Annotated in this window: 22 protein-coding genes; 16 read left to right on the top strand and 6 right to left on the bottom strand. The window is 41.0% G+C overall.

The window, feature by feature from the left end:
• The first annotated feature begins 41 nt into the window (after positions 1-41).
• Both ACM2FC_RS01040 and ACM2FC_RS01035 read left to right on the top strand, forming a co-directional pair.
• Entirely contained in the window at positions 42-1,301 is a 1,260-nt protein-coding gene (locus ACM2FC_RS01040) for a hypothetical protein (RefSeq protein WP_498478959.1), read from the top strand.
• 464 nt (positions 1,302-1,765) lie between these two features.
• Positions 1,766-3,163, top strand: a complete 1,398-nt coding sequence (locus tag ACM2FC_RS01035) for a tryptophanase (protein ID WP_498478958.1) — start codon at positions 1,766-1,768, stop codon at positions 3,161-3,163.
• 244 nt (positions 3,164-3,407) lie between these two features.
• On the opposite strand, the gene ACM2FC_RS01030 is transcribed toward ACM2FC_RS01035, so the two are convergent.
• On the bottom strand, positions 3,408-4,949 hold the full coding sequence (locus ACM2FC_RS01030; RefSeq protein WP_498478957.1) for a methyl-accepting chemotaxis protein: 1,542 nt from the start codon (positions 4,947-4,949) through the stop codon (positions 3,408-3,410).
• A 179-nt stretch (positions 4,950-5,128) separates the two neighbouring features.
• On the opposite strand from ACM2FC_RS01030, the gene ACM2FC_RS01025 reads away from it, so the two are divergent.
• Together ACM2FC_RS01025 and ACM2FC_RS01020 are read left to right on the top strand one after the other, a co-directional pair.
• Complete coding sequence (locus ACM2FC_RS01025) at positions 5,129-6,001, top strand: ABC transporter ATP-binding protein (RefSeq protein WP_498478956.1); 873 nt, start codon at positions 5,129-5,131, stop codon at positions 5,999-6,001.
• On the top strand, positions 5,998-6,831 hold the full coding sequence (locus ACM2FC_RS01020) for a hypothetical protein (RefSeq protein ID WP_498478955.1): 834 nt from the start codon (positions 5,998-6,000) through the stop codon (positions 6,829-6,831). Before ACM2FC_RS01025 ends, ACM2FC_RS01020 begins: the two co-directional genes overlap by 4 nt.
• A gap of 76 nt (positions 6,832-6,907) precedes the next feature.
• Here ACM2FC_RS01020 and ACM2FC_RS01015 read toward each other — a convergent pair whose 3' ends face one another.
• Positions 6,908-8,083, bottom strand: coding sequence for an amino acid permease (locus ACM2FC_RS01015; RefSeq protein ID WP_498479500.1), 1,176 nt, complete (start codon positions 8,081-8,083; stop codon positions 6,908-6,910).
• 209 nt (positions 8,084-8,292) lie between these two features.
• Between ACM2FC_RS01015 and pdxH the strand changes: the two genes are divergently transcribed.
• On the top strand, positions 8,293-8,928 hold the full coding sequence (pdxH, locus tag ACM2FC_RS01010) for a pyridoxamine 5'-phosphate oxidase (protein ID WP_498479499.1): 636 nt from the start codon (positions 8,293-8,295) through the stop codon (positions 8,926-8,928).
• 80 nt (positions 8,929-9,008) lie between these two features.
• On the opposite strand, the gene ACM2FC_RS01005 is transcribed toward pdxH, so the two are convergent.
• Together ACM2FC_RS01005 and ACM2FC_RS01000 are read right to left on the bottom strand one after the other, a co-directional pair.
• Entirely contained in the window at positions 9,009-10,832 is a 1,824-nt protein-coding gene (locus tag ACM2FC_RS01005; protein WP_498478954.1) for an SUMF1/EgtB/PvdO family nonheme iron enzyme, read from the bottom strand.
• 185 nt (positions 10,833-11,017) lie between these two features.
• Positions 11,018-12,121 (bottom strand): PEGA domain-containing protein, encoded by a 1,104-nt coding sequence (locus ACM2FC_RS01000; protein WP_498478953.1) that lies wholly within the window; start codon positions 12,119-12,121, stop codon positions 11,018-11,020.
• Between the two features lie 425 nt (positions 12,122-12,546).
• Between ACM2FC_RS01000 and ACM2FC_RS00995 the strand changes: the two genes are divergently transcribed.
• From ACM2FC_RS00995 to ACM2FC_RS00975, 5 genes are all read left to right on the top strand, one after another.
• Positions 12,547-13,368 (top strand): AraC family transcriptional regulator, encoded by an 822-nt coding sequence (locus ACM2FC_RS00995; RefSeq protein ID WP_498478952.1) that lies wholly within the window; start codon positions 12,547-12,549, stop codon positions 13,366-13,368.
• Between the two features lie 246 nt (positions 13,369-13,614).
• Positions 13,615-16,731 carry a bifunctional proline dehydrogenase/L-glutamate gamma-semialdehyde dehydrogenase PutA gene (gene putA / locus ACM2FC_RS00990; protein WP_498478951.1) on the top strand — a complete coding sequence of 1,039 codons (3,117 nt, stop codon included), beginning with the start codon at positions 13,615-13,617 and terminating at the stop codon, positions 16,729-16,731.
• A gap of 24 nt (positions 16,732-16,755) precedes the next feature.
• A complete protein-coding gene (locus ACM2FC_RS00985; protein ID WP_498478950.1) occupies positions 16,756-17,445 on the top strand; it encodes a 1-pyrroline-5-carboxylate dehydrogenase in 690 nt (229 codons plus the stop codon).
• Between the two features lie 268 nt (positions 17,446-17,713).
• On the top strand, positions 17,714-17,941 hold the full coding sequence (locus ACM2FC_RS00980; RefSeq protein ID WP_498478949.1) for a hypothetical protein: 228 nt from the start codon (positions 17,714-17,716) through the stop codon (positions 17,939-17,941).
• Positions 17,942-18,040: 99 nt separating this feature from the next.
• On the top strand, positions 18,041-18,517 hold the full coding sequence (locus ACM2FC_RS00975) for an Lrp/AsnC family transcriptional regulator (RefSeq protein ID WP_498478948.1): 477 nt from the start codon (positions 18,041-18,043) through the stop codon (positions 18,515-18,517).
• Positions 18,518-18,567: 50 nt separating this feature from the next.
• Here the strand turns inward: ACM2FC_RS00975 and ACM2FC_RS00970 are convergent, their stop codons facing one another.
• Complete coding sequence (locus tag ACM2FC_RS00970) at positions 18,568-19,275, bottom strand: DUF445 domain-containing protein (protein WP_498478947.1); 708 nt, start codon at positions 19,273-19,275, stop codon at positions 18,568-18,570.
• A gap of 170 nt (positions 19,276-19,445) precedes the next feature.
• Here ACM2FC_RS00970 and ACM2FC_RS00965 point away from each other — a divergent pair, with 170 nt between their 5' ends.
• The 5 genes from ACM2FC_RS00965 (at position 19,446) to ACM2FC_RS00945 (ending at position 22,598) form a co-directional block, all read left to right on the top strand.
• A complete protein-coding gene (locus tag ACM2FC_RS00965) occupies positions 19,446-20,336 on the top strand; it encodes a rhodanese-like domain-containing protein (RefSeq protein WP_498478946.1) in 891 nt (296 codons plus the stop codon).
• Between the two features lie 150 nt (positions 20,337-20,486).
• The gene (locus ACM2FC_RS00960; protein ID WP_498478945.1) at positions 20,487-20,858 is read left to right on the top strand and encodes a polysaccharide biosynthesis C-terminal domain-containing protein; all 372 of its coding nucleotides are present in this window, start codon (positions 20,487-20,489) and stop codon (positions 20,856-20,858) included.
• A gap of 33 nt (positions 20,859-20,891) precedes the next feature.
• Positions 20,892-21,185, top strand: a complete 294-nt coding sequence (locus tag ACM2FC_RS00955; RefSeq protein ID WP_498478944.1) for a putative quinol monooxygenase — start codon at positions 20,892-20,894, stop codon at positions 21,183-21,185.
• 216 nt (positions 21,186-21,401) lie between these two features.
• The gene (locus tag ACM2FC_RS00950) at positions 21,402-21,821 is read left to right on the top strand and encodes a VOC family protein (protein WP_498478943.1); all 420 of its coding nucleotides are present in this window, start codon (positions 21,402-21,404) and stop codon (positions 21,819-21,821) included.
• A 426-nt stretch (positions 21,822-22,247) separates the two neighbouring features.
• Positions 22,248-22,598: a hypothetical protein gene (locus ACM2FC_RS00945; RefSeq protein ID WP_498478942.1), complete on the top strand. Its 351-nt coding sequence runs from the start codon at positions 22,248-22,250 to the stop codon at positions 22,596-22,598.
• A gap of 129 nt (positions 22,599-22,727) precedes the next feature.
• Here ACM2FC_RS00945 and ACM2FC_RS00940 read toward each other — a convergent pair whose 3' ends face one another.
• Positions 22,728-24,581, bottom strand: coding sequence for an ABC transporter ATP-binding protein (locus ACM2FC_RS00940; RefSeq protein ID WP_498478941.1), 1,854 nt, complete (start codon positions 24,579-24,581; stop codon positions 22,728-22,730).
• A gap of 288 nt (positions 24,582-24,869) precedes the next feature.
• Here ACM2FC_RS00940 and ctlX point away from each other — a divergent pair, with 288 nt between their 5' ends.
• Positions 24,870-25,838: a citrulline utilization hydrolase CtlX gene (gene ctlX / locus ACM2FC_RS00935; protein ID WP_498478940.1), complete on the top strand. Its 969-nt coding sequence runs from the start codon at positions 24,870-24,872 to the stop codon at positions 25,836-25,838.
• Positions 25,839-25,880 lie beyond the last annotated feature (42 nt).

Genomic DNA, 25,880 nt, shown 5'->3' with positions numbered 1-25,880 from the left:
TGACCAAGGATGGTTCTAATAATTACTGGAACCAAATCAATATGATTAAAAAGACAATTGCAGCTTCACTTTTATTTTCCGTCCCCTTTTTTGCAACTGCTGGACAAGTCAAAGATTTTACGCCGAGCAAGATCATAAAGTTATCAGACAGCTACTCTAATTATGTTTCTATTGCCAATGGTGATAAAGATAAGGTGTATATCGCTTTTCAAAAGGCGGATCTTGATGAGAATGGATTAAAATCAGTGGTAGTCGATAGCTACGATCGTGATAGCAAACAGTTGAAAACTATTTCTCTTCCTTCGTTCGTTGAAGGGAACGAAGTAGTGATGAAGTATGATCGTATAAATCATGGCTTATATATTTTTACATCAAGCAAAAATACGTTTTCTTTCGGAACGGACACTGATAACTCTTTACTCAAAAAGGGCCACGTCTATCAGTATTTAAATGGAAAGTGGTCGGTTATTATGGGCGCTGATTTAGCTGTAAACACGAGTCCGCTGAACTCGAAAGACGGTTTTGCTATTGGTCCTCATGGTAACCTGTTTCTCGCTTACGCTGCTGTTGAGGAAGCTCATCCTAGATACGGCTATATACAGCTGAAAGAGTATAATATTAAAAATAAAACTTGGTCCGATATCCCTACCGCGGGTGCGCTATATGAAAATGATTGGAGTGGCTATGAAAGGGCTACAAACATAAACCTCCGTTTCGATAACACCGGAAAACTTTGGATGGCGTATCAGGACAACAACTCTATTCCTGGTGGGGGGCAACAAATGATGCCAGTTATCTCATATTTCACGCCAAGTTCAAATGCTACTAATTGGTCTGGAAAGCTCTATTTTCGAGACCCTGAGCTAATCTATGGTTCATTTGATAACAAAGTGATGGTCGATGACAAAGGAGAGGTCTATTTGTCTGCATTAACAGAAGGTGTGGCTTCAGTATATCGTATTGAAGATGAAGGAGGGCCTTCGGTCACCGAAGGGTGGAACTCCCAATCAGGTGTGTTTAATCAATCGGCTCAATATAGTCAGTTTAATCATAATTTCTATATAGGCTATAGGCTCAATGTTGAGAGCAGCTATTCACCTCATGTTGCGAGGCTGAGAGAGAGTGGGCAAGTCTTGGATCAGCAAGTAGACTATAATGTGCCTACTGAAAATGATATGACATTTATGAACTTTACGGTTGGTAATGATGGTCAGTTATCTATGGTCTATGAAGCAGACTCCGCGTCTCACTCAGGCGTATGGTTAGCTACAGATTTTAAACAAAGCAAAAAAGCTAGCTAGCACCATGAGCACATAGTGAAATGTGCCTACTCACCCTGAATGTTCATGTTGAGGGTGAGGTTTTATCGCTAAATATGGAGCGGCCCCATTTTAATGCTGTGGCGAAAATCACAGCTATACTTGTATTGACTGAGATATAGTGTGTCTACTTTTAATAGCAGGAGGATTGAACAGTGAATCGTATTGATACGCGAGATATTAAGCTGGTTTTATCTTCTTGGTATAACTTGGACTACTGCCTTTCTCTTCTTAATAAGTCTATTTAATCTCTTCTAATCATTCTGAATTAACACTTTATCTGACTTCCTATTTGGAAGTATTGATGCTGCCTTTTAGGTGGTGAGTAAATTAATCACTAGTTTAGATAAAAAAGTCTATCACAGCCGATATTTCAACTAAATACGAAGCTGCTTTGAGTGGCTTAGCTTATCCGAAGCTGGGGTTAAACTAGAAGGATTTTAAATATGAAACGCATTCCTGAACCATTTCGAATTAAGATGGTTGAACCTATCAAAATGACCACGCTTGCTGATCGTGAATTGGCTCTAAAAGAAGCAGGGCTGAATCCATTTCTTCTGCGTAGTGAAGATGTATACATTGACCTACTGACGGACTCTGGTACTGGAGCAATGAGTGACAATCAGTGGGCTGGCTTGATGCTGGGTGATGAGTCTTACGCTGGTAGCAAAAACTACTTTAATCTGTGTAGTGCTGTAGAGCACTTTTTTGGCTACCAATTAACGGTGCCCGTTCATCAAGGCCGCGGAGCCGAGCAAATTCTTTTCCCGGCGTTAATTGAACGCATGCGTCAGGTACGAGGTGGTCATTCTCCTGTATTTATCTCCAATTATCATTTTGATACGACGGCTGGGCATGTCGAGTTAAACGGAGGTAAGGCGGTCAATGTTCTGGTAGAAGAAGCATTTGATACCACCACTCCTTTTGATTGGAAGGGGAATTTCGATCTCGATAAATTAAATGCAACCATTGAGCATTATGGTGCAAAAAACATTTGCGCAATCATCTCTACTATTACGTGCAACAGCTCTGGCGGGCAGCCAGTATCAATGGCGAACCTGCGCGCTGTTTATGAGATCGCTGAAAAAAATGATATTCCCGTAATTATCGACTCTGCAAGATATTGCGAGAATGCTTATTTCATTAAGCAAAGAGAGCCCGGTTATCAAGACAAACCAATACTCGACATTATTCGTGAGATGTACCAGTACGGCGATATGCTGACTATGTCGGCCAAAAAAGATCCCATGGTGAATATTGGTGGGTTGTGTTGCATTCGCGATCATCAGGAGCTTTTTGCCGCTGTGCAGACTCGATGTGTTCCCATGGAAGGTTTTGTTACTTACGGTGGAATGGCTGGCAGAGACATGGAAGCGCTTGCAAGAGGCTTGTATGAAGCGGCCGATGAGGACTTTCTGCAATATCGCATAGCTCAGGTTGAGTATCTAGGTGAAAGGTTGAGAGAGGCAGGTATCCCAATTCAGTATCCAACTGGAGGTCATGCCGTTTTTGTCGATGCGGGACAAATGTTGCCTCATATCCCAGTAGAGCAGTTTCCTGCACAAGTACTGTGCAACGCTTTGTATTTGGAGGCTGGGATACGTGCAGTTGAAATTGGTTCTTTGCTACTAGGACGTGATCCGGAAACAGGCCAACAGAAACCTTGTGAAATGGAGTTGATGAGGCTCACTATTCCACGTCGCGTGTACACTAACGACCATATGGACTATATCGCAGATGCAATCATTGAACTGAACAAAAACGTAGAGAAGTTGTCCGGGCTAGATTTTACCTATGAACCCCCCGTTTTAAGGCACTTTACCGCGAAGTTTAAACAGCTCTGACAAACGGACCAAGCCCTGCAAACGATGCTGGGCTTTATGACGTAATGTGTCACTGAAAGCTTAAAGCAAGTTTTCCTCAGAAATAAAATGTTATGTTATAACGTTACTATCGTGGTACGATATGTGTGAATAGATAACCTAAGGGATATAGGTTTTAGTGGTAAACTCTTCTCACACCAAGACGCTTGAAGCGTCTTGTTTTTTCTCTTCAATAAATCCAGTTAGTAAAGTTCTTAAACCTGAGTTAGGTGCGGAACTTCGACATATGCCCTGCAATACTTTTACTTAGCGAAAGCACTTCTTGTGAGTTATTCGAGTTCTCAGCCGCGCCTACCGATACCTCAGATGAAGCATCCGATGCTTCAACAATGGCTTGGCTGATTTCTTCTACGGCCATTCTTTGTTCTTCGGTTGCATGAGAGATTTGTCCGCTTCGTTCTGAAATATGATTGATCAGCTCTTGTACTTCTTTGACAGAATGTTGTGAGTCTCCAACTTTTTCTGCAGTATTTTCTAGCATCGTTGCAATACGAGTGAGCTCATCTTCAACAGATTTTGTTGCTTGATCGAGAGCTTGAATATTTTTCTGGATCTGTTCAGTTGATTCACTGGTTTTAACTGCTAAGTTTCGCACTTCATCAGCGACAACGGCAAAGCCTCTTCCTTGGTCACCTGCGCGAGCAGCTTCAATCGCAGCATTCAAAGCGAGTAAGTTGGTTTGTTCAGAGATATCATTTATCACGTTAAGCACAGTTGTAATTTTTTCACCTTCTTCGATGAGTTTGTGCATTTCGGCATTAACGTGATCCATCTCTTCACGCATGTTAAATATTTCTTGCGAGGAGGACTCTATTGTAGTGTTCACTCCATTCGTAAGCTGAGCCGCGTTACTCGCTTGAGAGGCGGTATCAGAAGCCGTATCGGCTACAACAGCAACAGATTGATTTAATTCGGTTGCAGCAGCAGCAACGGTGGTGAGTTGTTGCTTTTGCATGTCGAGCTTATCAGCATTATCTCTTGCTGTAGTGCCATTTTGAGTCGCCTTGTCTTCAAGAGAATTGGAAGCACTCGTTACGTCGATAACAATGGTACGCAATGACTCGGTAAACGCGTTGATACTTTCGGTAATTGCATCAAATTCCTTGTATTTTGCTTTTTGGATTTTATTGGAAAGGTCACCTTCACCGGATGATAGAGCGCGAATTCTTTCGGTCAGTTGCTGAAGCGGTTTCAGAACTGTTAACGTAAGCACTACGACAATTGTGACACTAATAATAAGATCGAGAATAATCAACTCAATGATATTCATTCTAAGAGAGCGAGCTAGCTTAGCATCAAGAACCTTCGTATTGTAAAATACAATGACGCTACCGACGTCATTCTTCTCGTCATATTCAACGAAAATTAATTGGTCTTTTACCGAATTGTTTTCGTCAAACATGGTTTTTTCTTTTACATCGATGATTTGTGGTTCTGCGCCATCTTCTCCTTCTTGGCGAGATAAAAACAGCACTTGTCCGCCCTGATTATCTAGGACCTGCACTGCTGAAATTTCAGGAGTATTCAACTCAGCAGCGATTGTGGAGCGAGCTGTGTCCAAATCAAAGTCCCACATAAGCCTCGGTAAGCTCATGGTTAATCGCTGTGTACTGTTGCCAACTGTTTGATTGAGTTCTTGTTGTAGGTTTTCTTTGAAGCTTTGATACTTAATAAATGCTGAAATAAGCAATACAATCGTCACCGCAGCTATTACTTGGACGAGGAATATAACCTTCAAACTCTTCAAAACAGACTCCTTGTCGTTAAGAATAGGGATATAAATAAAATAGTTATAGGTTGGACTTAATTCAAATTATCCGATTGTATTTATTGATTCTATTGGCTTACATAGAAACTCTAAATCAATGACTTAGAAAGGAGTTTTCAATTATTATTTGGTTAATAACTATAGTGAAGGAAAGTTGAATGAATGTCTTAGTTGAAGCAAATAACGTCTCTAAGCAATATAAAAACGTCCATTCTGATAGAAATAAAGCGATAGAAAACATTAGCTTTCAAATACATGCAGGTCAAGTCGTCGGTTTGCTTGGTCATAACGGAGCGGGAAAGTCGACCTTAATTAAAAGTTTGCTGGGTGCTCATCGTTATCAGGGAGAGATAAAAATAAATGGCTTAGAACCTATTTCAAGTCGAACCGAGATAATGAAAGGTTTGTCTTATATTTCTGACACCAGTACGTTACCAAACTGGATGACAGTAAAGCAGATATTCAAGTATATCGCTGGCGTGAACCCGAGCTTTAAGTCAGAAGTGGCGAAACGACTTATTTCGGAAACGGATATCCGTCTGCGCACTCGTATTGGAGCCTTGTCAAAAGGGATGAAAGTTCAACTACACTTAGCCATCATTATTTCAACTGAGGTTAATGTCCTGATCTTGGATGAGCCGACCTTGGGGCTGGATTTAATTTATCGAGATGTTTTTTATCGGCACCTGATGAATTGGTTTCGTGAGGAAGGGAAAGCATTACTCATTGCTAGTCATGAAGTTAATGAAATCGAAAAGTTACTGACAGACGTGTTGATATTAAAAAGTGGCCGCTTGGTACTTAACGAGTCGATACCGTCACTTCAGAAAAAATATACCATGGTTGAAGCCGCGAATGAGCATTCAGAGCTAGTGCGAAGGCATAACCCAATATATTCCAAGCCGGGGCCAAGTAGCACTGAATGGTTGTTTGAAACAGAGAATATGGATTTAGCAGAAGAGATGATAAGCCAAAAAAGAGCCTCTCTTTCCGATGTCTTTCTTGCATGCCAACAAGGAGAGAGCTTGTGAACTCAACTTTGCATATGTTGGAAAAAGAATGGATTGAGAACAAATCGGCGACAACTGCACCAATTATTCTAGTTTTATGCAGTATTTTGATTGCAGTCGCAGCGTTGTCAAACTCCGGACACTTCGCCAATTTTTCATATCAATTTAGCTTTACTGGCAGTCAAACTTTTACTTCAATGTCTGGGTTTCACTTTAGCCTAACAAATATTCTGATGGGTATAGCGGGAGTGGTTTCAATTGTTCTAACTAGTACTTACTTTCCAAAAACCTTATTGAAAGAAAAACAAGAAGGCAGTTGGATGTTCTGGCGGAGTATGCCTGTCAGTGACTTACACCGGCATCTGGTCAAGCTACTGTTTGGTTTGATAGCCGTACCATTATTCTGTTCATTTTTTGTGTTAGCGTCTGAACTGATTTTTTTATTGGTTAAACTGCTTTCTCATAGTCAGGCTAACTTTTTATTAGCACCTCTTTCCTTTGTTCACGCTTTTTCCAGCTGGTTATTTTTTGTTGGAAGAATGTTGGTTGTTGGCTTCTCACTGCTGCCTCTTGCAGCCATTGCACTTGCAGTCTCTCAGCGAACTCGTTCGCCAATCGCAACCTTATTTATCTCCATCTACTTGATAAAGGAAATGCCGATACTTTTGTTTGGCTATCACGGTGTGAGTCAGTTTGTTAGTGCAGTGATTGATTTACCCAGTCATGCACTTTTTGACGCTAATCCACTCAGTGGTTTTATGCAGTCAAATTTACTGTTTTTACTTATCTATTTTATCTTGGGGATAATTGGTTTTGTCATTAGCTTACGGTTAAGCAAAACGATTGATTAGGAAAGAAGCAGAAAATAAAAAAAGCTGGCAAAAATTGCCAGCTTTTTTCAATTGTATTGGAGAGTTAGGGGGCAACCTACTTCATAAACCAAGAAATGAAGACGACGACACCGAAGAGAAAGGTGATGAGTAGTGCAATTTTTCCACCACCAGCAGTATAACTTCCTTTTAAATCAATACGCTCGTTCACGACATCAGAAGCAGGTTGACGAAGTTTAACAACCATTGCTAGCGGCCCCCAAACGGCTAGGAACACAAGCACCATACCAGCATAACTCAACATTCCAACGAACTGATTAGCAAACAGTTTGGTTAGAACAAGAGGTAAGATAAATGTTAGACCAAATGAAAATAGCGTATTGCTTGAAACCGCATCTTTATTCTGATCATACAGCGCCATCGACACACCTAAAAATGAAGTGATTAATGCAAGAGCTGAGAAGATAGAACTCACTTCTTTGATAAATGGTTTGTCGTAGCTAAAAGAAGAGATGAGCTCAGTAATACTGTGAAACTGGCTGACGGTATGCACGCCTAAGTTACCAATGATGGTAAATAGCCAAGCGAGATAACAAGCAAGAGGAATTAATCCACCTAGTAGAACCATATTGCGAATTTGCTTAGGAGTTGCTCCTTCGTTGTACGTGACTAGAGAAGGAATGACGACCATTGAGCCAAAGCTGGTGAATATCACTGCGCTGTATTTGAGTACATCATGGAAACTATAGCTGCTCGCTTGGTCTATATAGTTCAAGTGGATATTTGAAGATAAATACCCAATAACGATAAAGAGCATCGCGATCATAACAATAAATAATGCTCGATTGAGCTTGTCTATGTGCTTCGTGCCAGAAGCGACAACTGCCCCCATTAGCAGACAAAATATGGTGTAGCTTATAGTCGGCGACAAATTAATACCTAGTCCGCCCAGAATCTTGTGGAAAAGATCGCCAACTCCTAATAGGTAAGCAATCATGAGACAAATTAGCAATAAGTAAAAAAGAGCATTAATAAAGTGTTTAAACTTAGAACCAAGCGTCAAATAAGCGATTGTACTCATTCCGCAGTGGCCTTTAGTTTTAGTGCAAGCTTCTGCTAGTAATAGGGCTGAGTACGTTGTGCCGGTAAAAATGAACAACATTAATAATGTACTGGCGTAGAAGCCAAATTGTGCAAGTACCATTGGTATTGCCAACATGCCTGCGCCTAAAGCAGTTCCTGCAAGAATCAAGGAACTGCCAAAAAGTCTCATATTCAAAATGAACTCCGTAAATTCGGTATGTTAGTCGGTTTTTTAAAGGGGCTCTTTGTAACAAAAAGTAAACCTCAGTACAACGAATTCTCATTAAATCTGCTCAACAATTGTCGCAACGCAAAATTTGGAAATGGGGGAGTGGGGGAGATCACTTGAGTTCTCACTCGGTTGGTAGCAGAATGAGAAAAAAATTTTCAGGAGTGACAATGGAGCTTTCCGATATTCGCCGCGAGTATACAAAAGGCGGTCTACGTAGAAAAGATTTAAACGCAGATCCTATCGAACAGTTTAACTTGTGGATGGAACAGGCCATTGCAGCGCAATTGATAGATCCGACTGCGATGACGGTGGCAACAGTTGACTCAACAGGGCAACCATTTCAGCGAATCGTATTGTTAAAAGACGTTAGCCAGGCAGGGTTTGTTTTTTATACTAACCTTGGAAGCCGTAAAGCAAAACACATAGAGCACAATAGTAAAGTAAGTATTCACTTTCCTTGGCATTCAATAGAAAGACAGGTTCATATAACAGGAACTGCAGAAAAACTGTCTGCTATTGAGAACATGAAATACTTCACTTCAAGACCTAAGGAAAGTCAAATCGCTGCGATTGCAAGTAAGCAAAGCAGTCGTATATCAGCAAGAGGGATCTTGGAAGGAAAGTTTTTGGAGCTGAAGAAAAAATTTGCAAAAGGTGAAATTCCTGTGCCAAGTTTTTGGGGCGGCTATCGAATTAAACCTGAAAGTATTGAATTTTGGCAAGGTGGTGAAAATCGCCTTCACGACCGATTCTTGTATTCTAAAGATGGAAACCTTTGGGATGTTGAGCGTTTAGCGCCTTAATTTTTACACCCACCATAGAAATTTGCACAAAAACGCCGCTACATTGCTCTAGCGGCGTTTTTTCTATTCCGAGTGCTGCTCTAATTAATTTCCCGAACCACTCTAAAGCCCACATAGTTTGCTGCTGCTGATGGGGCGATAAATAGGCGCTGATATGCTTCAGCCATAGCCGGAGAAAAGTTCCACGCCCCGCCTTTTGCTAGGCCCCTTCGGTCTTCTGTCCATTGCCATACGTTGCCAACCATGTCATACAAACCTAGAGGGTTTGAAGCAAATGCGCTAACAGGGGAGGTGCTCTTGTTTGACCAAGGAGTGCCACCCCAGCCAGTATTGGCTTTTCCGGGCTCAAATTTGTTGCCCCACCAATAATTGTCGTGGCTACCAGCTAGTGCCGCGATTTCCCATTCATCTTCTGAAGGAAGCCTATATTTGTAGCCAGTCTCATTGCTTAACCAACGAACGTAGGCATCTGCATCGTTTCGGCTCACGCAGACCACCGGAGAATTAGGGTATTGCTTAAAGCCAGGGTCTCTCCAATAGCTCTTGGCGATAGGGGTTACTTCAGAGCCTTCGACAGTTGTACAGGTGTTTTTAAGCTCTGCATCGGTTTGATAGTTGGTCCTGTTTATGAAATTTTCAAATTGGGTGACAGTAACTGGCGTTGCCCCAATTGCGTAAGCATGATCAAGGTTAACTTGTTTGGATGCATTCTCTCCAATCAGGTATTCCCCAGATAAAATAGTCACCACATCAGGGGCTTTTGTTCTCCCAGCTATCGCATCAGCAAACTCTTTGCCAGCGACGAGTTTGTTCTCTTTTTCGCGTAGAATGGCTCTGAGGTTATGATCTGTGTGTATTTTTAGCTCACGATGGAAAGAGCGAAAGCCATCTTTTTGTACCGTTATCATGTGCTCGCCAACAGGCACCATGATTTCTACTGGCGTACTGCCATAAGAGACGCCATCCACAAACACTTGGTCGTTATATTGATTGGAGCGAATTGAGAGGCTAACCCAAGCGATTTCCTGTTGATTGCCGGGCTTGTCCGCATAGGTGCCAGGCGCAAAGCAGTATTTTGATTCCAAGCCAAGTAATTTACACGAGGTACTCTCAGCAGGTCTTGCATCGAGCTCCACTTGTAGTATCGCTTTAAAGCGCATGCCGTCATAAAATCCAGAATTAAGTGTCTTGTGACGTAAAACATGGATATTTAACGAGACGTTATTGATGTTTCTTGCAATTAGCTGTGATTCTGTCGCTTGAGATACAAGGTTTTTTTGAAATTGTTTGACGGCTTTTTGTAGAGCAAGCTCTTGAGTTTGTTTAGTACATTGAGCAATCGTCATGTTGGATTGGCAGAGGTTGGTAAAGCTAACTTTTTCTTGTTTGGTTTGGCCAAGCTCGCTTTTCAAGCGCTCCACACGTGCTCTTTTTTTATCTTCGAGTAGGGCGGCAATACTTTCTTCGATACTTTTAACACCCGCTTGAGCTTGATCGAAAGTAAATTTTTTCTCTTGAGCTTTTTGTTCCGCTTCAAGACGTGCTTTCTGATTTTGTTTAACACTAGACCAAGCCTGTTGATAGGCATTTTGAGACTGGGATATATCTATATCAGGATCGTCGATCATCCTCTGATAGTCTTGCGCTAAGCTTTGTTTAGCCTTCGCGAGATCAGAATCATACTCTTGTGCCTCTTGCGAAAGCTTATCCAACCGCTCTTGCTGCAGGTCCAATTGTTGTTTTTGTTTATCTCTAGCATCTTGAGCTTTTTCTAACTCAGTATTCTTACTAAATAATGCATCATCGATCGCGATAACTGAGGAGGGCGTTCCTTCTGCCATTGCTGACGATGCTATCCAGCAAGGAATAAGTGCTAAGAATAAAGCTGTTAAACCTTGTCGCATTGTCTTTCTACTTCAGTAATATTAATAAAAAATCCTAAGCGAAAACACCACTTTATCTCTTTATATCTTACGATACGGTTAGACAAAATGGCCCTTAAACTGCATCTTTGTGAGTCTCAACAAAGAAATGGAATTTGTTGTGCTTTAGTTGATTGATAATTGAACAATCAACTCACTTTTCTCCACTAACTTTGTTTGCTTGGTCTAAGCTTCACCCAAACTGTATCTCGACCTTTTACATTAATCGTTTGGTTATAGGTTTCGTAGCCGTCTTTCGATACTGTCACTTGATGACGTCCAGTTGGTAACACTAACTCAACAGGGGTGCTACCGTAATCTATTCCGTTGATGGTGACTGAATCGTTATATTGATCGGAGCGAACGGTCACGTTGGCCCAGCTTTTATTTTTGTCGTTGGCTTTTTTCGCTGCGTCACCTTTTAAACAGTAGCGGCTGGATACATTGAGTAACTTACAGGCGGCAATAGCTTCAGGCTTGGCTTGCAACTGTGCTTGCATCTGGGTGAAATATTCGTTATTTCCCTCAAAGCCAGCACGAATAATCTGACTTTCTTGCACATGAATATTGAGCTGAACACCTTTCACATTCTGTTTAGCGATGACAGATTCGGTTAAGTTGTCCATAAGCTCAGAGCGAAAAGATTTAACCGCTTTTTGTTTGGCTAGGTGCTTCCCTTGGCTAGAACATTCGGCCAAGGTCATTGTCGTTGAGCAGGTTGTTTTATAACTGGTTTCGAGTACCGAACTTTCCCTTAATTCCGCTGCGAGGCGTTTAACTCTAGCTTCGACACGTTGCTCTTCTAGGTTGGAAAACTCGGTATTTAGGCGGGCTTGTTTTTGCTTGATCTGAGAAAGCTTCATTTCATTTTCAGTAATGGCTTGCTCATTTTCTAATTTGGAGTTTTGGTTCGCTTTTACTGACGCCCAAGCTTGCTGATATTTCTTTTGGAACGAAACAAGATCGGTATCAGGGTCCTCAAGTAGTCGGCTATATTGCTTATCGAGTGCAGACTTAGCTCTATTGCGTTTGGCGCTCAGCTCATCACCTTCTCGTTTTAGCTTTGCTTGTTCATTTTTTAGCTGTTGGAGCTGTCCAGATTCGGTATCAAACTCCGAAGCGATATTGTCTATCTCAGCTTGTTTAGTGCTGAGTTTTTTGTCGATTTCAGTAACAGGATCGACCTGATTTACTTCTTCGGCCAATATCGAAGTTGAAAGCCATATCGGGCTGAGCGCAAGCAACAGCGCTGGGATGCGACGTGTTATCATAGGTCCCTGCATACAAATTAACGTGTTAACCCACATAGAGAAAATCACAAACTAGATCAACCAAGCGAAAAGTTATCTAATCAGTATTTTCAATTCCTTTACGTTCTAAAACTTACAGCCAGTAATTCACTAAGTAAATGACTTTGAATATTTTAGAGTCGTGCATTATCTATTTTGAGCACATTGTTAAATTATGCAAGTCTATAATTTTAACCTGGTTGCAATATCAACATTCGAATAGACATTGACCGTAATTAATGTGCACTTGATCATTGTTCCGAACCCACAACTTTGTCGTAACGCTGCGTTTGATACTCACGCACTTTTATATGTGAGCAATGTGGTCAAAGTGCCGTGATTTCTCGGGTTGTATTTTGGGGATTTTGGCCTTTGCGGTATGATGAGTCACTTTCTAGTTTTCGAAAATGGACGGTAGTAAATTGTTATTGGATAAGCACGAATTCGTTGCCCCCGCTGCAATTGACATACGTCCAGCGCAGCTTGTTACTCTTCCTTCTCATATGGAGTGCCATGATCATGATTACACCCAAGTGGTGATTGGTCTTAATGGCCAAGCAGAGTTTGAAGTGCAAGGGAGGACAAGCGAAATTGGCCCTGGGCAGGGGTGTGTTGTGTCGCACGGCCTTGATCATGCTTTCGGGAGCTTATCTCGATGCTCTGATATTCTGGTGGTTAACTTGGCTCAACCAAGTGACAACGACCCAGTTAATCTTAGTAAATTTAACGAGTTATCAAGGTCTGATATCTACTTTAGCCTCAATGCGCGAGTAAGCCGCTTAATTTGTGGGTTGGTTGAAGAGCTGAAGGTTACCCCTGACGATCTCTATTTAAGTCGAGCTTGTTGCGATACTGTCATCGCTTTGTTGCTGCGTCACTCCGTTACAGCTCCGGTTGCAACGAGAGACTCGAGGTTAGACTTAGACTCCATAGAGAGTTATGTCGATCAGCACTTATCACAAAAAATTACTGTCGCTCAGCTTGCTGGAAGTGTTTACCTTGGCGAAAGCCAATTTCACTATTTATTCAAAGAAAAGCTTGGTATCACGCCACACCAATATGTTTTATCTAAGCGAGTAGAACGTGCAAAACTTCTAATGGAAAATAGTCATTTATCTTTAGGTCAAGTTGCTGAACTCTCAGGCTTTTCAGGCCAGAGTGCTTTTTCTCATAGTTTTGTAAAGCTAACCGGTATCTCTCCTTCGAAATATAGAAAATCTAGGGCCTAATTCATCTCTGGATACTTCTCTGAAACAGACGTCAATTGCCCTCAGTGTTAGTCTTGCTCCCCTAATTTTCTTGTATCAATAAAATCCTATACTTGTTTTGCTGTGATGATGTAGTCATCTTGTTAACAAACGGAGTTTTTGGCAAAAGGTGCGGAGTATTTCGCAAGTATTTACCAGTAGCACGAAATAAACTCCTGCCATTGAAGAATTCCCAAGCATGATTGGATCTGATATCGAGGACTAACAATGTTTATTGCAACCGATGTGTTAAAGACAGAGTTCGTTAATCAACCATTAGAGCAACTATGGTCGAATATTTCTCCACTTTATATGGTGGATGAAACCCAGTGGTTAAAGCAGCTTCTCCCGTTAGCTGCGCCAAGTGAAGTAGAAAAATCGCAGATTGCAGAAAAAACGACGCAGCTTATTCAGGCTGTGAGAGCGGATAGTAAAGCAATCCAAATGATAGACGCATTGCTTTTGGAGTACAGCCTAGATACCCAAGAAGGAATATTGCTGATGTGTCTCGCTGAAGCCTTAATGCGTATTCCAGATGCAGCCACGGCAGATGCACTGATTAAAGACAAGTTGAGTGTCGCCGATTGGAAATCTCACCTTAAAAGTTCTGACTCAGTTTTCGTTAATGCTTCAACTTGGGGGCTGATGTTGACCGGTAAAGTCATTGGCGTTTCTGGTGAGACCAAAAGCCCAACTCAAGCAGTAAACCGTTTAGTGAACAAGCTCTCAGAGCCAGTTGTGCGAAAAGTGATGCTCCAAGCGATGAAAGTGATGGGTCACCAATTCGTGCTTGGACGAACCATTGAAGAGGCTCAAAAAAATGGCCGGACAATGCGAGACAAAGGCTTCACGTACTCTTACGATATGCTAGGTGAAGCGGCACTTACGACAGCAGATGCGAATAAATATTTCAAAGACTACCTTATTGCGATAGAGGAGGTTGGGCGAGATAAGTATGCGCAAAGTACCAGCCCTGCACCCTCTGTTTCGATTAAGTTATCGGCACTGCATCCAAGATATGAAGTGGCTAATCAAGAGCGAGTACTGTCAGAACTATATGAAACCGTGTTGCAATTACTGTGTCGAGCAAAAGAACTGGACGTTGCCATTACGATTGATGCAGAAGAAGCGGACAGGTTAGAGCTTTCACTAAAGCTATTTGAGAAAATTTATCGTAGTGAAATGGTCAAAGGCTGGGGCAAATTTGGTCTCGTTGTTCAAGCCTACTCAAAAAGAGCGTTAGCAGTATTACTTTGGTTAAATGGCCTAGCAAAACAGCAAGGGGATTTGATTCCACTTCGTTTGGTCAAAGGTGCTTATTGGGATAGCGAAATTAAATGGTCGCAACAAGCAGGCTACGAGAATTACCCCGTTTACACACGCAAAGAGGCAACTGACGTCGCGTACTTGGCATGTGCTCGGTTCTTATTAAGCGAAAATGTGAGAGGTAATATCTTCCCACAATTTGCCAGTCACAACGCGCAAACTGTCACTTCGATAGCCGTGATGGCCCAGCATGGTGACTATGAATTTCAGCGCCTACACGGTATGGGAGAAGCGCTGTACAACCACGCCATGTCTACTTATCATCAGCCTGTCCGCATCTATGCCCCTGTTGGTAGCCACAAGGATTTGCTTCCTTACCTTGTTCGACGCTTACTCGAAAATGGTGCGAATAGTTCTTTTGTCCATCGCTTGGTGGATGCCAACTGCCCAATAAGTCTTCTAACTCGGCACCCAGTGGATATGCTGCAGGAGTTTGATACTCTGCACAATGCAAGCATCCCTCTACCACCACACATTTTCCCCGATCGTAAAAATTCCTACGGAATCAATATCGATATCGAAAGTGAATCGGCTTCTTTTGAGAAGAAAGTTGAGATGTTTCTGAGCAGGCAGTGGCAAGCAGCGCCATTTATCAATGGAGTGTCTCATTATGAAAGCATGATCAAGGAAGAAATGTCAGGCGAGCGAATAACTGCGCCGTATGACCGCCGAATTGAAGTTGGAGAGGTTATGTTTTCCAACCTTGATCATGTTTCCGACGCCATCGAAGGTGCAGCTAACGCATACAAAAATTGGACAGAGACAAGCATCACTGAAAAATCGTCGCTACTTAATAAACTTGCCGATCTACTCGAGTCAAATATGGAGGAGCTGGTAGCGATATGCCATCAAGAAGCAGGCAAAACAATTCACGACAGTATTGATGAAGTCAGAGAGGCGGTAGATTTTTGTCGTTTCTATGCCAACTCAGCTCAGTTACTTAGTCCAGTAAAAATAAAAGACTTTGAAGGTGCTGACAGGCAAATAACTCGAGTGGGCCGAGGCGTTTTTGTGTGTATTAGCCCTTGGAACTTCCCACTCGCTATTTTCCTTGGCCAAGTTACTGCCGCATTGGTGTCAGGCAACACCGTTGTCGCTAAGCCAGCAGAGCAAACCAGTTTGATTGCGATGAAAGCCGTTGAACTGATGAACGAAGCGGGTTTCCCTAAAGGGGTGATACAGTTGCTTCCTGGAAGAGGAAAAGATATCGGAGAAGCATTAACTGGCCATATCAAAGTATCTGGCGTGGCTTTTACGGGGTCCACTTTAACGGCTCAGCGAATTAACCAAGCACTTGCTCAAAGAGAGGCTCAACCTGCTCCGTTAATTGCTGAAACTGGTGGTCAAAACGCTATGATTGTCGATAGCACTGCGTTACCGGAGCAAGTTGTACGTGATGTATTGAGATCGGCGTTTGCTTCTGCTGGGCAAAGGTGTTCTGCGCTGAGAGTGCTATTTGTGCAAGAAGACATTGCCGACAGAATCATTACTTTGATAAAAGGCGCGATGAATGAGCTGAGTGTTGGTAAGCCATTTTTGCATAGTACCGATGTCGGGCCAGTTATTGATGGAGCTGCAAAATCAAAGCTTCTTAAGCACATTGAAGAAATGACGTTAACCCAATCCAAAGTTGCGCAACAAAACTTAGATGCTGAATGTGAACACGGTGATTATATTGCACCAACTGCGTTTGAAATTAATGACATTAGCTGTTTGAAAGAAGAGCAGTTTGGACCGATTCTGCATATCGTTCGTTATAAAGCGAAGCAATTAGCAGAGATTGTCGAGAAGATTAATCAGACGGGATATGGTTTGACATTAGGTATCCACAGTCGTAATGAAACAACGTATCGATGGATAGAAAAAAACGCCAAGGTTGGGAATTGCTATATCAATCGCGATCAAGTGGGAGCGGTGGTAGGTGTTCAACCGTTTGGAGGGCAAGGTTTATCAGGCACAGGTCCAAAGGCTGGTGGCCCGCATTATTTGTATCGTTTTACACAAGTCGAGTTTTCTTAAACTGCCGCCTAAGGAGAAATGATAATGACTCATCAAGTAACATGTTTTTCTGATGCTTTTGTCGCAGGAGAAAGTTGGAATCTGACTTCATTTGAGTTTAAGTGTAAGCACTTACTATCAGCTAAAGATGAACTAAAAGACAATCAGAGGCTGTCCTCAATATTGGGTTATCACATGCAAGCCGCAAAACCTCTACTCTCTGAGCCTCATAACCTAGTTGGGCCCACAGGTGAAACGAATGAACTCTACGTTAGTGGAAGAGGGGTTGTATTGATTGTGCAAGATGATAGCTCACTGGAAGCGAGAGATGTAATTGTGGCTCAAGTATCGGCTGCACTTCTTGCTGGAAATAGCGTGATTGTATGTACTGATGATAATGAGCTTAGCAGTTTATTGATTCGTGCCTTTTCGTCAATGCCAGCGAATTTAGTGCAGTTCGTATCGTACGATGCGTATCATCAAATTCTCGATTCAGATGTTAGATGTGTCGGGTATGTCGGAAATGCTTCGGTGGAACGTTCAATTAACCGTCAGCTTGCAAAGCGTAACGGTGCAATAGCTCCCCTAATTTCTGAAACTGAGCCAAAGAATATGACGTTAGTATTGGATACTCACTTGGTGTTGAGATTTATGACAGAAAAGACTCGCACCATCAACATTACGGCAGTGGGAGGAAATGCTACATTACTCGAGTTAGGTAGTGAGAGTCACTAAATGATACAGAAATCAACCATGCCTATTGACTTCACAAAAATGGAAAATTTAATTTTTCATTCATAATTTCGATTGGCTTGTTTTATGCCAGATAAGCTCTGTATAATACAGAGCTTTTTTATTAATCGACTCGTATTCTTTATGAGCGACTTTGGTATAAAGTTTGACTTGTGTCACAAAAAAATACCTAATCTTTCAGTATACGTGTCATTCTGCTCATATTGAGCTATGTATCAGTTAAATGACCGCTTTTTTAGAGGACAAAAAAATGCCAAAAGCTTACTGCCATTGCTGTCGCCGGGAAACTCCCCATAAAGTAGTAATGAAGCGCAGTCAGCCAGAACAAGGATCGGTCTTGCAAACAGTCCACAATTTAGTGACTGTGGTTTTTCAAGGTGGGCACTACGTTAAGATGGAAAAACAGAGTTACTGCCGAGTGTGTAATAGCCGTACCGAGTTAACTGATGCGGGTTTTTCAAATGCTAAAGTCATTTAACAACGCATAATGAGTTGTTAAATCTCTCCCTCCTGATTTGATTCAGAAGCCTACCTTTGGCTATTATTTCTGTCACACAACCATATAAAATTTTTTCTTATGGCGTTAGATAGAATTGATCGTGAAATTTTGCGTGCCTTATTGTTAAAGGGGCGTTTGTCTGTTGTAGAACTAGCCAAGCAGGTTAACTTAACCAACTCACCTTGTTCAGACCGAGTGAAACGGTTAGAAAAAGAGGGCATAATCAAAGGTTATCATGCTGAGCTTGACCCCGAAAAATTGGGCTTGGATGTTCAAGTATTTATTCATATCCGGCTCGATCAATCTAGCTTTTCTGTCTTTGAAAAATTTGCTTCTGCTGTAGAACTAATGCCAGAAATTGAAGAATGCTACTCTTTGTCTGGGGACTTCGACACCATGATAAAAATAAGAGTTAAAGACATGAAGGCTTACCGAGATTTTATGTCAAGCAAATTAGGAACTTTACCTGGCGTGATCCAAACTCGTAGTGAAGTCGTTATTGAAGAGCATAAAACAAGCTTTGGGATTAACCCAGATCAGCTATCGAGCTTGTAAAAAAGGAAAGCCAGTCAGTCGCTTTCCTTTTTATCCTTAAGGCACGTTGGTTAAGCGGTAATTAATGCTGAAATAATTCCGATTAACCCACCAAAAACACCTCCCCAAACGACTAGCCAACCTAAATGGTTTTTTATCATTTTCTGTACCATTTCTTTCACCATTTTTGGGGTTAACTCGTTGAGGCGCTGATCGATAATATTTTCGATGTTTGTCGTAATTTCGCCCATCATTGCTGGGCTTTCAAACTGTTGCTTAATTGCGTCTTTTACTGATTCACTTTGACTGATTTCGACCACAGATTCTTGCATTTTTTCGACGAAAGGTTGCTTGAGTGGTTGCAAAGCTTCGGTGCCACCAAACATTGACAACATTCCACCAAACTGAGAGTTGGCAATCACATCAACGAGAGAGTCAAAGGTTGGATTGAAATCCACTTTTTCCAAAATTGGCTCTAGGTTGATAGTTTTGTCGCCAGCCATTTCATTGCTTAGAAATCGGTCGATGTTTTCTGACGTAAAAAATTGCTCCATCATCAGCGTTTTAATTGCCGCTTTAAACTCCTCAAATCGGGCAGGGATTACACCTGAACCATACAGCCCGGGCACTTTCTCGAAAAGCATATGTATGGCCAGCCAATTGGTGATGGCTCCAGAAAAGGCGAATAGACCAGCATATAATAGGATATGGTTGTTGGCAATGTAGCCAGCGGCCAGCAGAGCCAAGGAAATGATATTTGTCAGGAAACTTTTGTTCATACCAGTTTGGAGTTAGTTTGAAGTGGTCTAATTTTATGAAATTCTTACTGGTATTGGAAGGTGGTTTGGCTAGTAGAAAAGAGGGCAGTTGAAAAGTCCACCTCATTTTTAGCATGATATTTTAAATATTTGAAAGTATAAAAAATAATTAATAAAAATTTCTTTATTTCATGTTGAATTTAAAAATCGTTAAATATTATATTTCTTATTTGATTAACTTAATTATCATCATTTTATTTAATAATGTAAAAGGGAATGTAATGAAGAATATATATTTTTTGTCACTAATTATATCAGTATTTTTTTTGAGTTTTAGTGTATTTTCTAAAACTAATGTTAATACTCAAGATATATTTAATGGAATAATGGTTGAACCATCGGCTAAGACTCCGAATATATCAACTAAACAAATGCAGCGATTTGTGGCTGAAGGTAAGTATAAGATATTTGATGTTAGGCCTTTGTTTGAGTTCGATATGGGACATATACCAGGAGCGATACAAATAGGACCAAAACCTGATTCGAATCGAGAAGCTTATACTTCGGACTATCACACCATATCTAAGAAGGTGAATGGCAACAAGTCAGCCTCTATCGTTTTATACTGCAATGGTCCATATTGTGGGAAAAGTAAGCGCGTAGCGGCTGAACTAGTTGAAGCTGGGTTTAAAGATGTTATGCGTTATCAATTAGGTATGCCAGTATGGAGAGTATTAGGTGGTTTAACTGAAATTGAAAAACCAGCTCTAAAGTATGTATTGGAAAATGACAAAACTGCAGTGCTGATTGATGCTAGACCGAGAAAAGCGTATGCGAAAGGGCATAACCCAATAGCAATTAATCTGCCCGCTAACCTCATTACAGATAAGAAAGGTGGTCAACTTATCAAGGATGCGAAAGAGTCAAATTTACTCCCGATGGAAAACCACAATACAAGAATTATAGTTGTGGGTGAAAATAAGCATCAGATAGAGAAGGTCGCCTTAGCTATTCAGATGAATGCTTTTTCTAATGTAATGGTATATTTAGGCAAAGCCCCCAAATTAGTAAACTTTGGTTAATATTGAAGAATTACGCTAGATTATAGATTAAGTCAGTGTGATTTTTATTATGTATGGTTTACTACATGATGTCATGTTGAAAATATTATTTTTAGCCGTAATATGTTACATTTTTCAAGAAATAGCAAAACCTTCGATTTGGAATAATTCATGATCAATATTAAAGAGTTCACACATATAGGTAGTGATGAAAGAGGGGACACTAAGAGCTTTTCGGTAAAAGATTATGGTCAATTTGTTTATATTACTCGGAAATCAGGTTGCTTAAGTGGAAACACTTATCACAAAGGCTTAAACACAGGGACTAACCTAAAGACATTTGTTTTGCTGCAAGGAGAAATGACGATCAACTATCGTAAGGTTGATACTCGTGATGTTCAGTCTCAGGTTGTTTCTTCGCCAGCTGTTATTGAAGTATTGCCAAATGTTGTACACAACATCGTGGCTAATACCGATATTATTATATTGGAAAATAACTCAATCGATGACATTAAAGCAGACGTTGTTCGTGAACAAGTATAACTTAGCCACTCAAAGTCTATCGGTTAAAATATTATGATTACAGTAATAGCGAAATTTAATTTCAAGCCTGAGTTTGTTGATGAGCTTTATCAGGAGTTTATCTCGATAACGCGCTATAGCCGCAAAGTCGATGGATGCATTCAATACGACTTCTATCAAGACGCTAAATCCCCTGAGACATTTGTTCTTATCGAAGCTTGGGAAAGTGAAGAGGTCGTTAATAAACACGTTGAATCAGACGTGATACTAGCGGCGAGAGAGAAAATTGCTAAGGCCGTCAGCGTGGAGCCTGAAGTGACGCTATTAAATAAGGTTGATGTAAGTTAACCCTTAACTACTTTAGCTAGTATTGCTTTTATCTAACAGCCCAGTCTTGATAGTCAAGACTGGGTTTATTGCTTACCAAGTTTATCAGCCAATCTCTCGATCTTTTATTCCTTTTTAAATTTTATCAATTTTGTCTAAAAAAGTTCTTTACCTCAGCTTAACTTGAGGTATTAGCATGCCTGTTGTGGTTCACAAATAGGTATTAAGGAAAGGACAATGATCCAATTAGAGCATGTGAATTTAGTCGTGAAAGATATTCCCGAAATGTTGAAGTTTTATCAAGCAGCTTTCCCTCATTGGTATGTGCGTGATGAAGGGCAAGGTGATTGGTACGGAAAGCCACGTAACTGGTTACATTTCGGCGATGAGTATCAATATATTGCGTTGAGCGATCACGGTGAAGGTGAAAACCGAGACTTATCGGGCCACCAAGTTGGTTTAGCTCACTTTGCATATGTGACTAATAATATTGAATCTGTAATAAAACGATTAGAAGAGGCGGGCTTTCCAATAGCCAAACCTGGTGCTAAAGAACCCTACCGAAAAAATGTTTACTTCTTTGACCCTGCTGGCTTTGAAGTAGAGTTTGTTGAGTATCTTAGTGATGATCCGGCGCTTCGTAATCGCTCCAGTTAATAAATCCCGGTAAGTGTTATTTTTTAACTTGGAGAATAGGAAGAGTAAATAACTATCGAAAGCTTTTACTCTTTCCACCTCGAACTCTCAGCCACCATTGAGTTTTCTAATAGGTCCTAGTTTATAGGAATAAAAATCATCAATAGAAATTTATTCCTTTACCTTATGTTTTCTGCTTATATATAATGTTATTTAATGGCTATGTAAGATTAAATACCTTCATACTTAAGTCTTATTGTAATTTCTTCGATTTTTTGACTTTATATTATAAATGCTACTTACGGTGGTAGTATTTATGGTGTTAATCGGTCTTATTACCTATTTTATCAGTTAGGTGGTAAATATAGTTTATTAGATGATATACAGTAGTTGGTACTGTTTTCCTCTTAAGTACCACTACTAGAAAGACAAGGAAATGTTATTGTTATGAAGAAGATTATTTTTATGGTGATTACTATTTTTTCTTTATTTTTTGTTGGGTTAGTAAGAGCTGAAGGTGGTTATAGTGGCCCAAGTAAAAAAGTTTTTGACTCTGATGTTTACAAGCACCCACATTCAAAACCACTTATTGGGAAAATAGCTTTTAGAGTATCGGACTCGGATTATTATGACTTTATTCTAGAAGGGTCTAATATTCACAAAAAAATAAAAATAAGCAAAAAAATATGGAACGATAGTAATCTAAATATAAATGAAAATAGTTTGGTTCATATAAAAGGAAAAACTGTTGCTAACAGGGCTGGATTTACCTATATCAATGTAGAGTCCATATATTAATTACTATCAGATTATAGTATAAAGGGAGTAATCTTTAAAATTTTCTCGTTTAACGTAGATTTTGTTTTTCTAGCGGGTTGATGTGTAAAACGGCTGTCCTCTTATCTATGGGCAGCCGTATTTTGTTCGTTATACATTCACTGCTACATCGTTAACATCTTCACCAATAAACCCACCTGTTTGATGTGCCCATAATTGAGCGTAAATACCATTGTTTGCCACCAACTCTTGGTGAGTACCTTGCTCGACGATTTGTCCTTTGTCTAGCACGATGAGCCTATCCATTGCAGCGATAGTGGAAAGGCGATGCGCGATGGCAATCACTGTTTTACCTTGCATCAGCTCGATTAGGCTCTCCTGAATCGCCGCTTCAACTTCAGAGTCTAAAGCAGAAGTTGCCTCATCCAGCACAAGCAGTGGTGCGTCTTTAAGTAGTACACGAGATATTGCGATGCGCTGGCGTTGCCCGCCTGATAATTTTACGCCTCTTTCACCTACTTGTGCATCGTAACCAGTGTTACCATATGGATCGGTAAGTGTCTCGATAAACTCGTGTGCATGGGCTTGTTTAGTGGCGTTAATTAAATCCTGCTCGGTAGCGTCAGGGTTTCCATACAGAATATTATCCCTGATTGAGCGATGCAGTAGGGACGTATCTTGTGTGACCATACCAATTTGGCTGCGCAGTGAATCTTGCGTGACATCCGAGATCACTTGATCATCGATCCGTATTTCGCCACCTTCAACATCATGGAATCTTAGAAGCAAATTAACCAAAGTAGATTTACCAGCCCCAGACCGTCCAACTAAGCCCACTTTCTCGCCGGGCTTAATGTTTAGGTTTAAATGGCTAATTACGCCCTTGTTTTCGCCGTAGTGAAAACTCACATTGTCGAAGGTGATAGCACCTTTAGATACACTCAAAGGCTCGGCATTTGGCTTATCTTGAATATCAATCGGTTTAGATAGTGTTTTCATTCCATCAACGACTGTACCCATATTTTCAAATAGTGCACTGACTTCCCACATGATCCACATTGACATACCATTAATACGCAGCGCTAAACTGATCGCAATGGCAATTGCACCGATGGAAATAGCGCTACTTGCCCACAAGTAGATAGACAATGCTGCGATAGAGAAAACAAGAATGTAGTTAGTGATTTCTACTGCTATGTCAAAGCCAGAGACCAAGCGCATTTGGCGGTACACCGTTTTTAAGAATCCTTTCATCCCTTTTTCGGCGTAAACGGTTTCTCTTTTGCTGTGTGAGAATAGCTTTACAGTTGTTATGTTGGTGTAACTGTCGACTATGCGCCCAGTCATAGTCGAGCGAGCATCTGCTTGTTCGGAAGCGACTCGTTTTAGTTTTGGTACAAAGTAAATCTGGATACCAACATAGCAGCATAGCCAGACCAGCATTGGGATCATTAAACGCCAATCCGCTTGAGCGAGCAATACCACAATCGAAGTAAAGTAGACGGAAACGTAGACAAAAACATCCATAGTTTTCATTACAGTTTCGCGTACCGCCAGCGAAGTTTGCATCACCTTGGTGGCGACTCGGCCAGCAAAATCATTCTGATAGAAATTTACACTTTGCTTAAGTAAGTAGCGATGTGCAAGCCAACGAACTGACATCGGGTAGTTGCCGAGTAAAGTTTGATGGATAAGTAAGGAGTAGCCAATCACAAGTATTGGCATGACGACTAACAATAGGAGGCTGTAGCCAATGAGCATTCCACTGTTGTCATGGAAGAAAGTCTCAGGATTACTTTTTGATAGCCAATCAACCAGCTTGCCCATGGCACCGAATAAAGAGACTTCCACAATTGCAACAATTGTGGACATTATGGACATGATGATAAGAGGCCGCTCAAATCCTCTTGTGTAGTAACGGCAAAACGCGAATATCCCTTTAGGTGGCTGAGCAGGCTCTTCTTCAGGGAAAGGTTTAGTAAAACCTTCAAACTTCTTGAACATAACAAACCTACAATTATGTAGTTGGCGAGAGTGTTGACTCGAAGAAAAATAGCTACCGCTTATGGTATACCCAAACATTAACATATGTCACTGCTGTATTTATAGTTGTGATGTACTCAAAGCGTTTTTTATTAGCTAACTGGGTAAAAACAGCAATATTTAGGGAGTAATATCTTTCGAGCAATAATAAAGTGGGTTTTTCCAGTGAACTAGGAACAAATTCAGCAAGAAATCCGTTAACAAAGCTTTTACAATCAAAGTTTGTCATTTACATAGCGAGTTGTATTAATGCTCAAAGGTTCGAAGATTTCACATAGCCACGTGTCAGGGGCTCAAAATGCTAACTGTGTTGTGATGGTACCGCCGAAGGAATTCAAGTTTAACGCAGAGACCGCTGGTGACAACGAATTCCAGCATCAACTTAATTTGAGCAATGATCAGGTTAAACAACAGGCTATGTCTGAGTTTACATCTATGGTAGAAAGTTTGCGATCGGAAGGCGTACAAGTCATAGAGTTCGATTATCCTCTTTCTGACATAGAAACACCGGACGCAGTTTTCCCAAACAACTGGTTCAGTACAACGCCTGATGGCTCGCTATATACATTCCCCATGGCGTGCCGAAACCGTCAAATTGAAGTAAGACCGGAAGCTTTAATTCAAACGTTGCAACAATCTGGTCGAGTAACCAATAAGCAAGTATCTTTGCAACATTTAGCAGAAAACCATACGTATTTGGAAAGTACTGGTGTGATGGTTTTTGATCACCTTAATCGTACTGTCTACGCGGCACTATCACACAGGTGCAATAAGCAGGTATTGCATTACTACGCTCAGCGAATTGGTTATGATCGCGTTGTCTCATTTTCTACCGCACTTCCTGGCAGCAATGCGCCGATTTACCACACCAACGTAATGATGGCAGTGGGAGAAGGCTTTTGTGTGATATGTGATGAGGTCATTCTGGAAGAAGAAAAACGATTCGTTCTCAAATCGCTCTCTAAAGATAAGCAGATCATTTCTATTACAGTGGAGCAGATGAACCAATTCTGCGGCAATTTACTTCAACTTGAAACCAACACTGGCCAGAAGGTTATCGCTATGTCTCAATCCGCTTACGATGCCTTTACGCCTGCTCAACGCAATCAGTTGTCTAGCCACGGAAAATTATTAGCATTTGATGTTTCAACTATTGAGCAAATTGGTGGTGGGAGCGTAAGGTGTATGCTTGGCGAAGTATTTTTGCCGTTAGCTTGATTTATCTAACATGCTGCCTATCTAAATAAAGGTGGCAGTATG

It is taken from the genome of Vibrio sp. A37, from assembly GCF_059777565.1.
The sequence above is the reverse complement of the archived record's forward strand: the minus strand, read 5'-3'. Positions and strand labels throughout refer to the sequence as shown.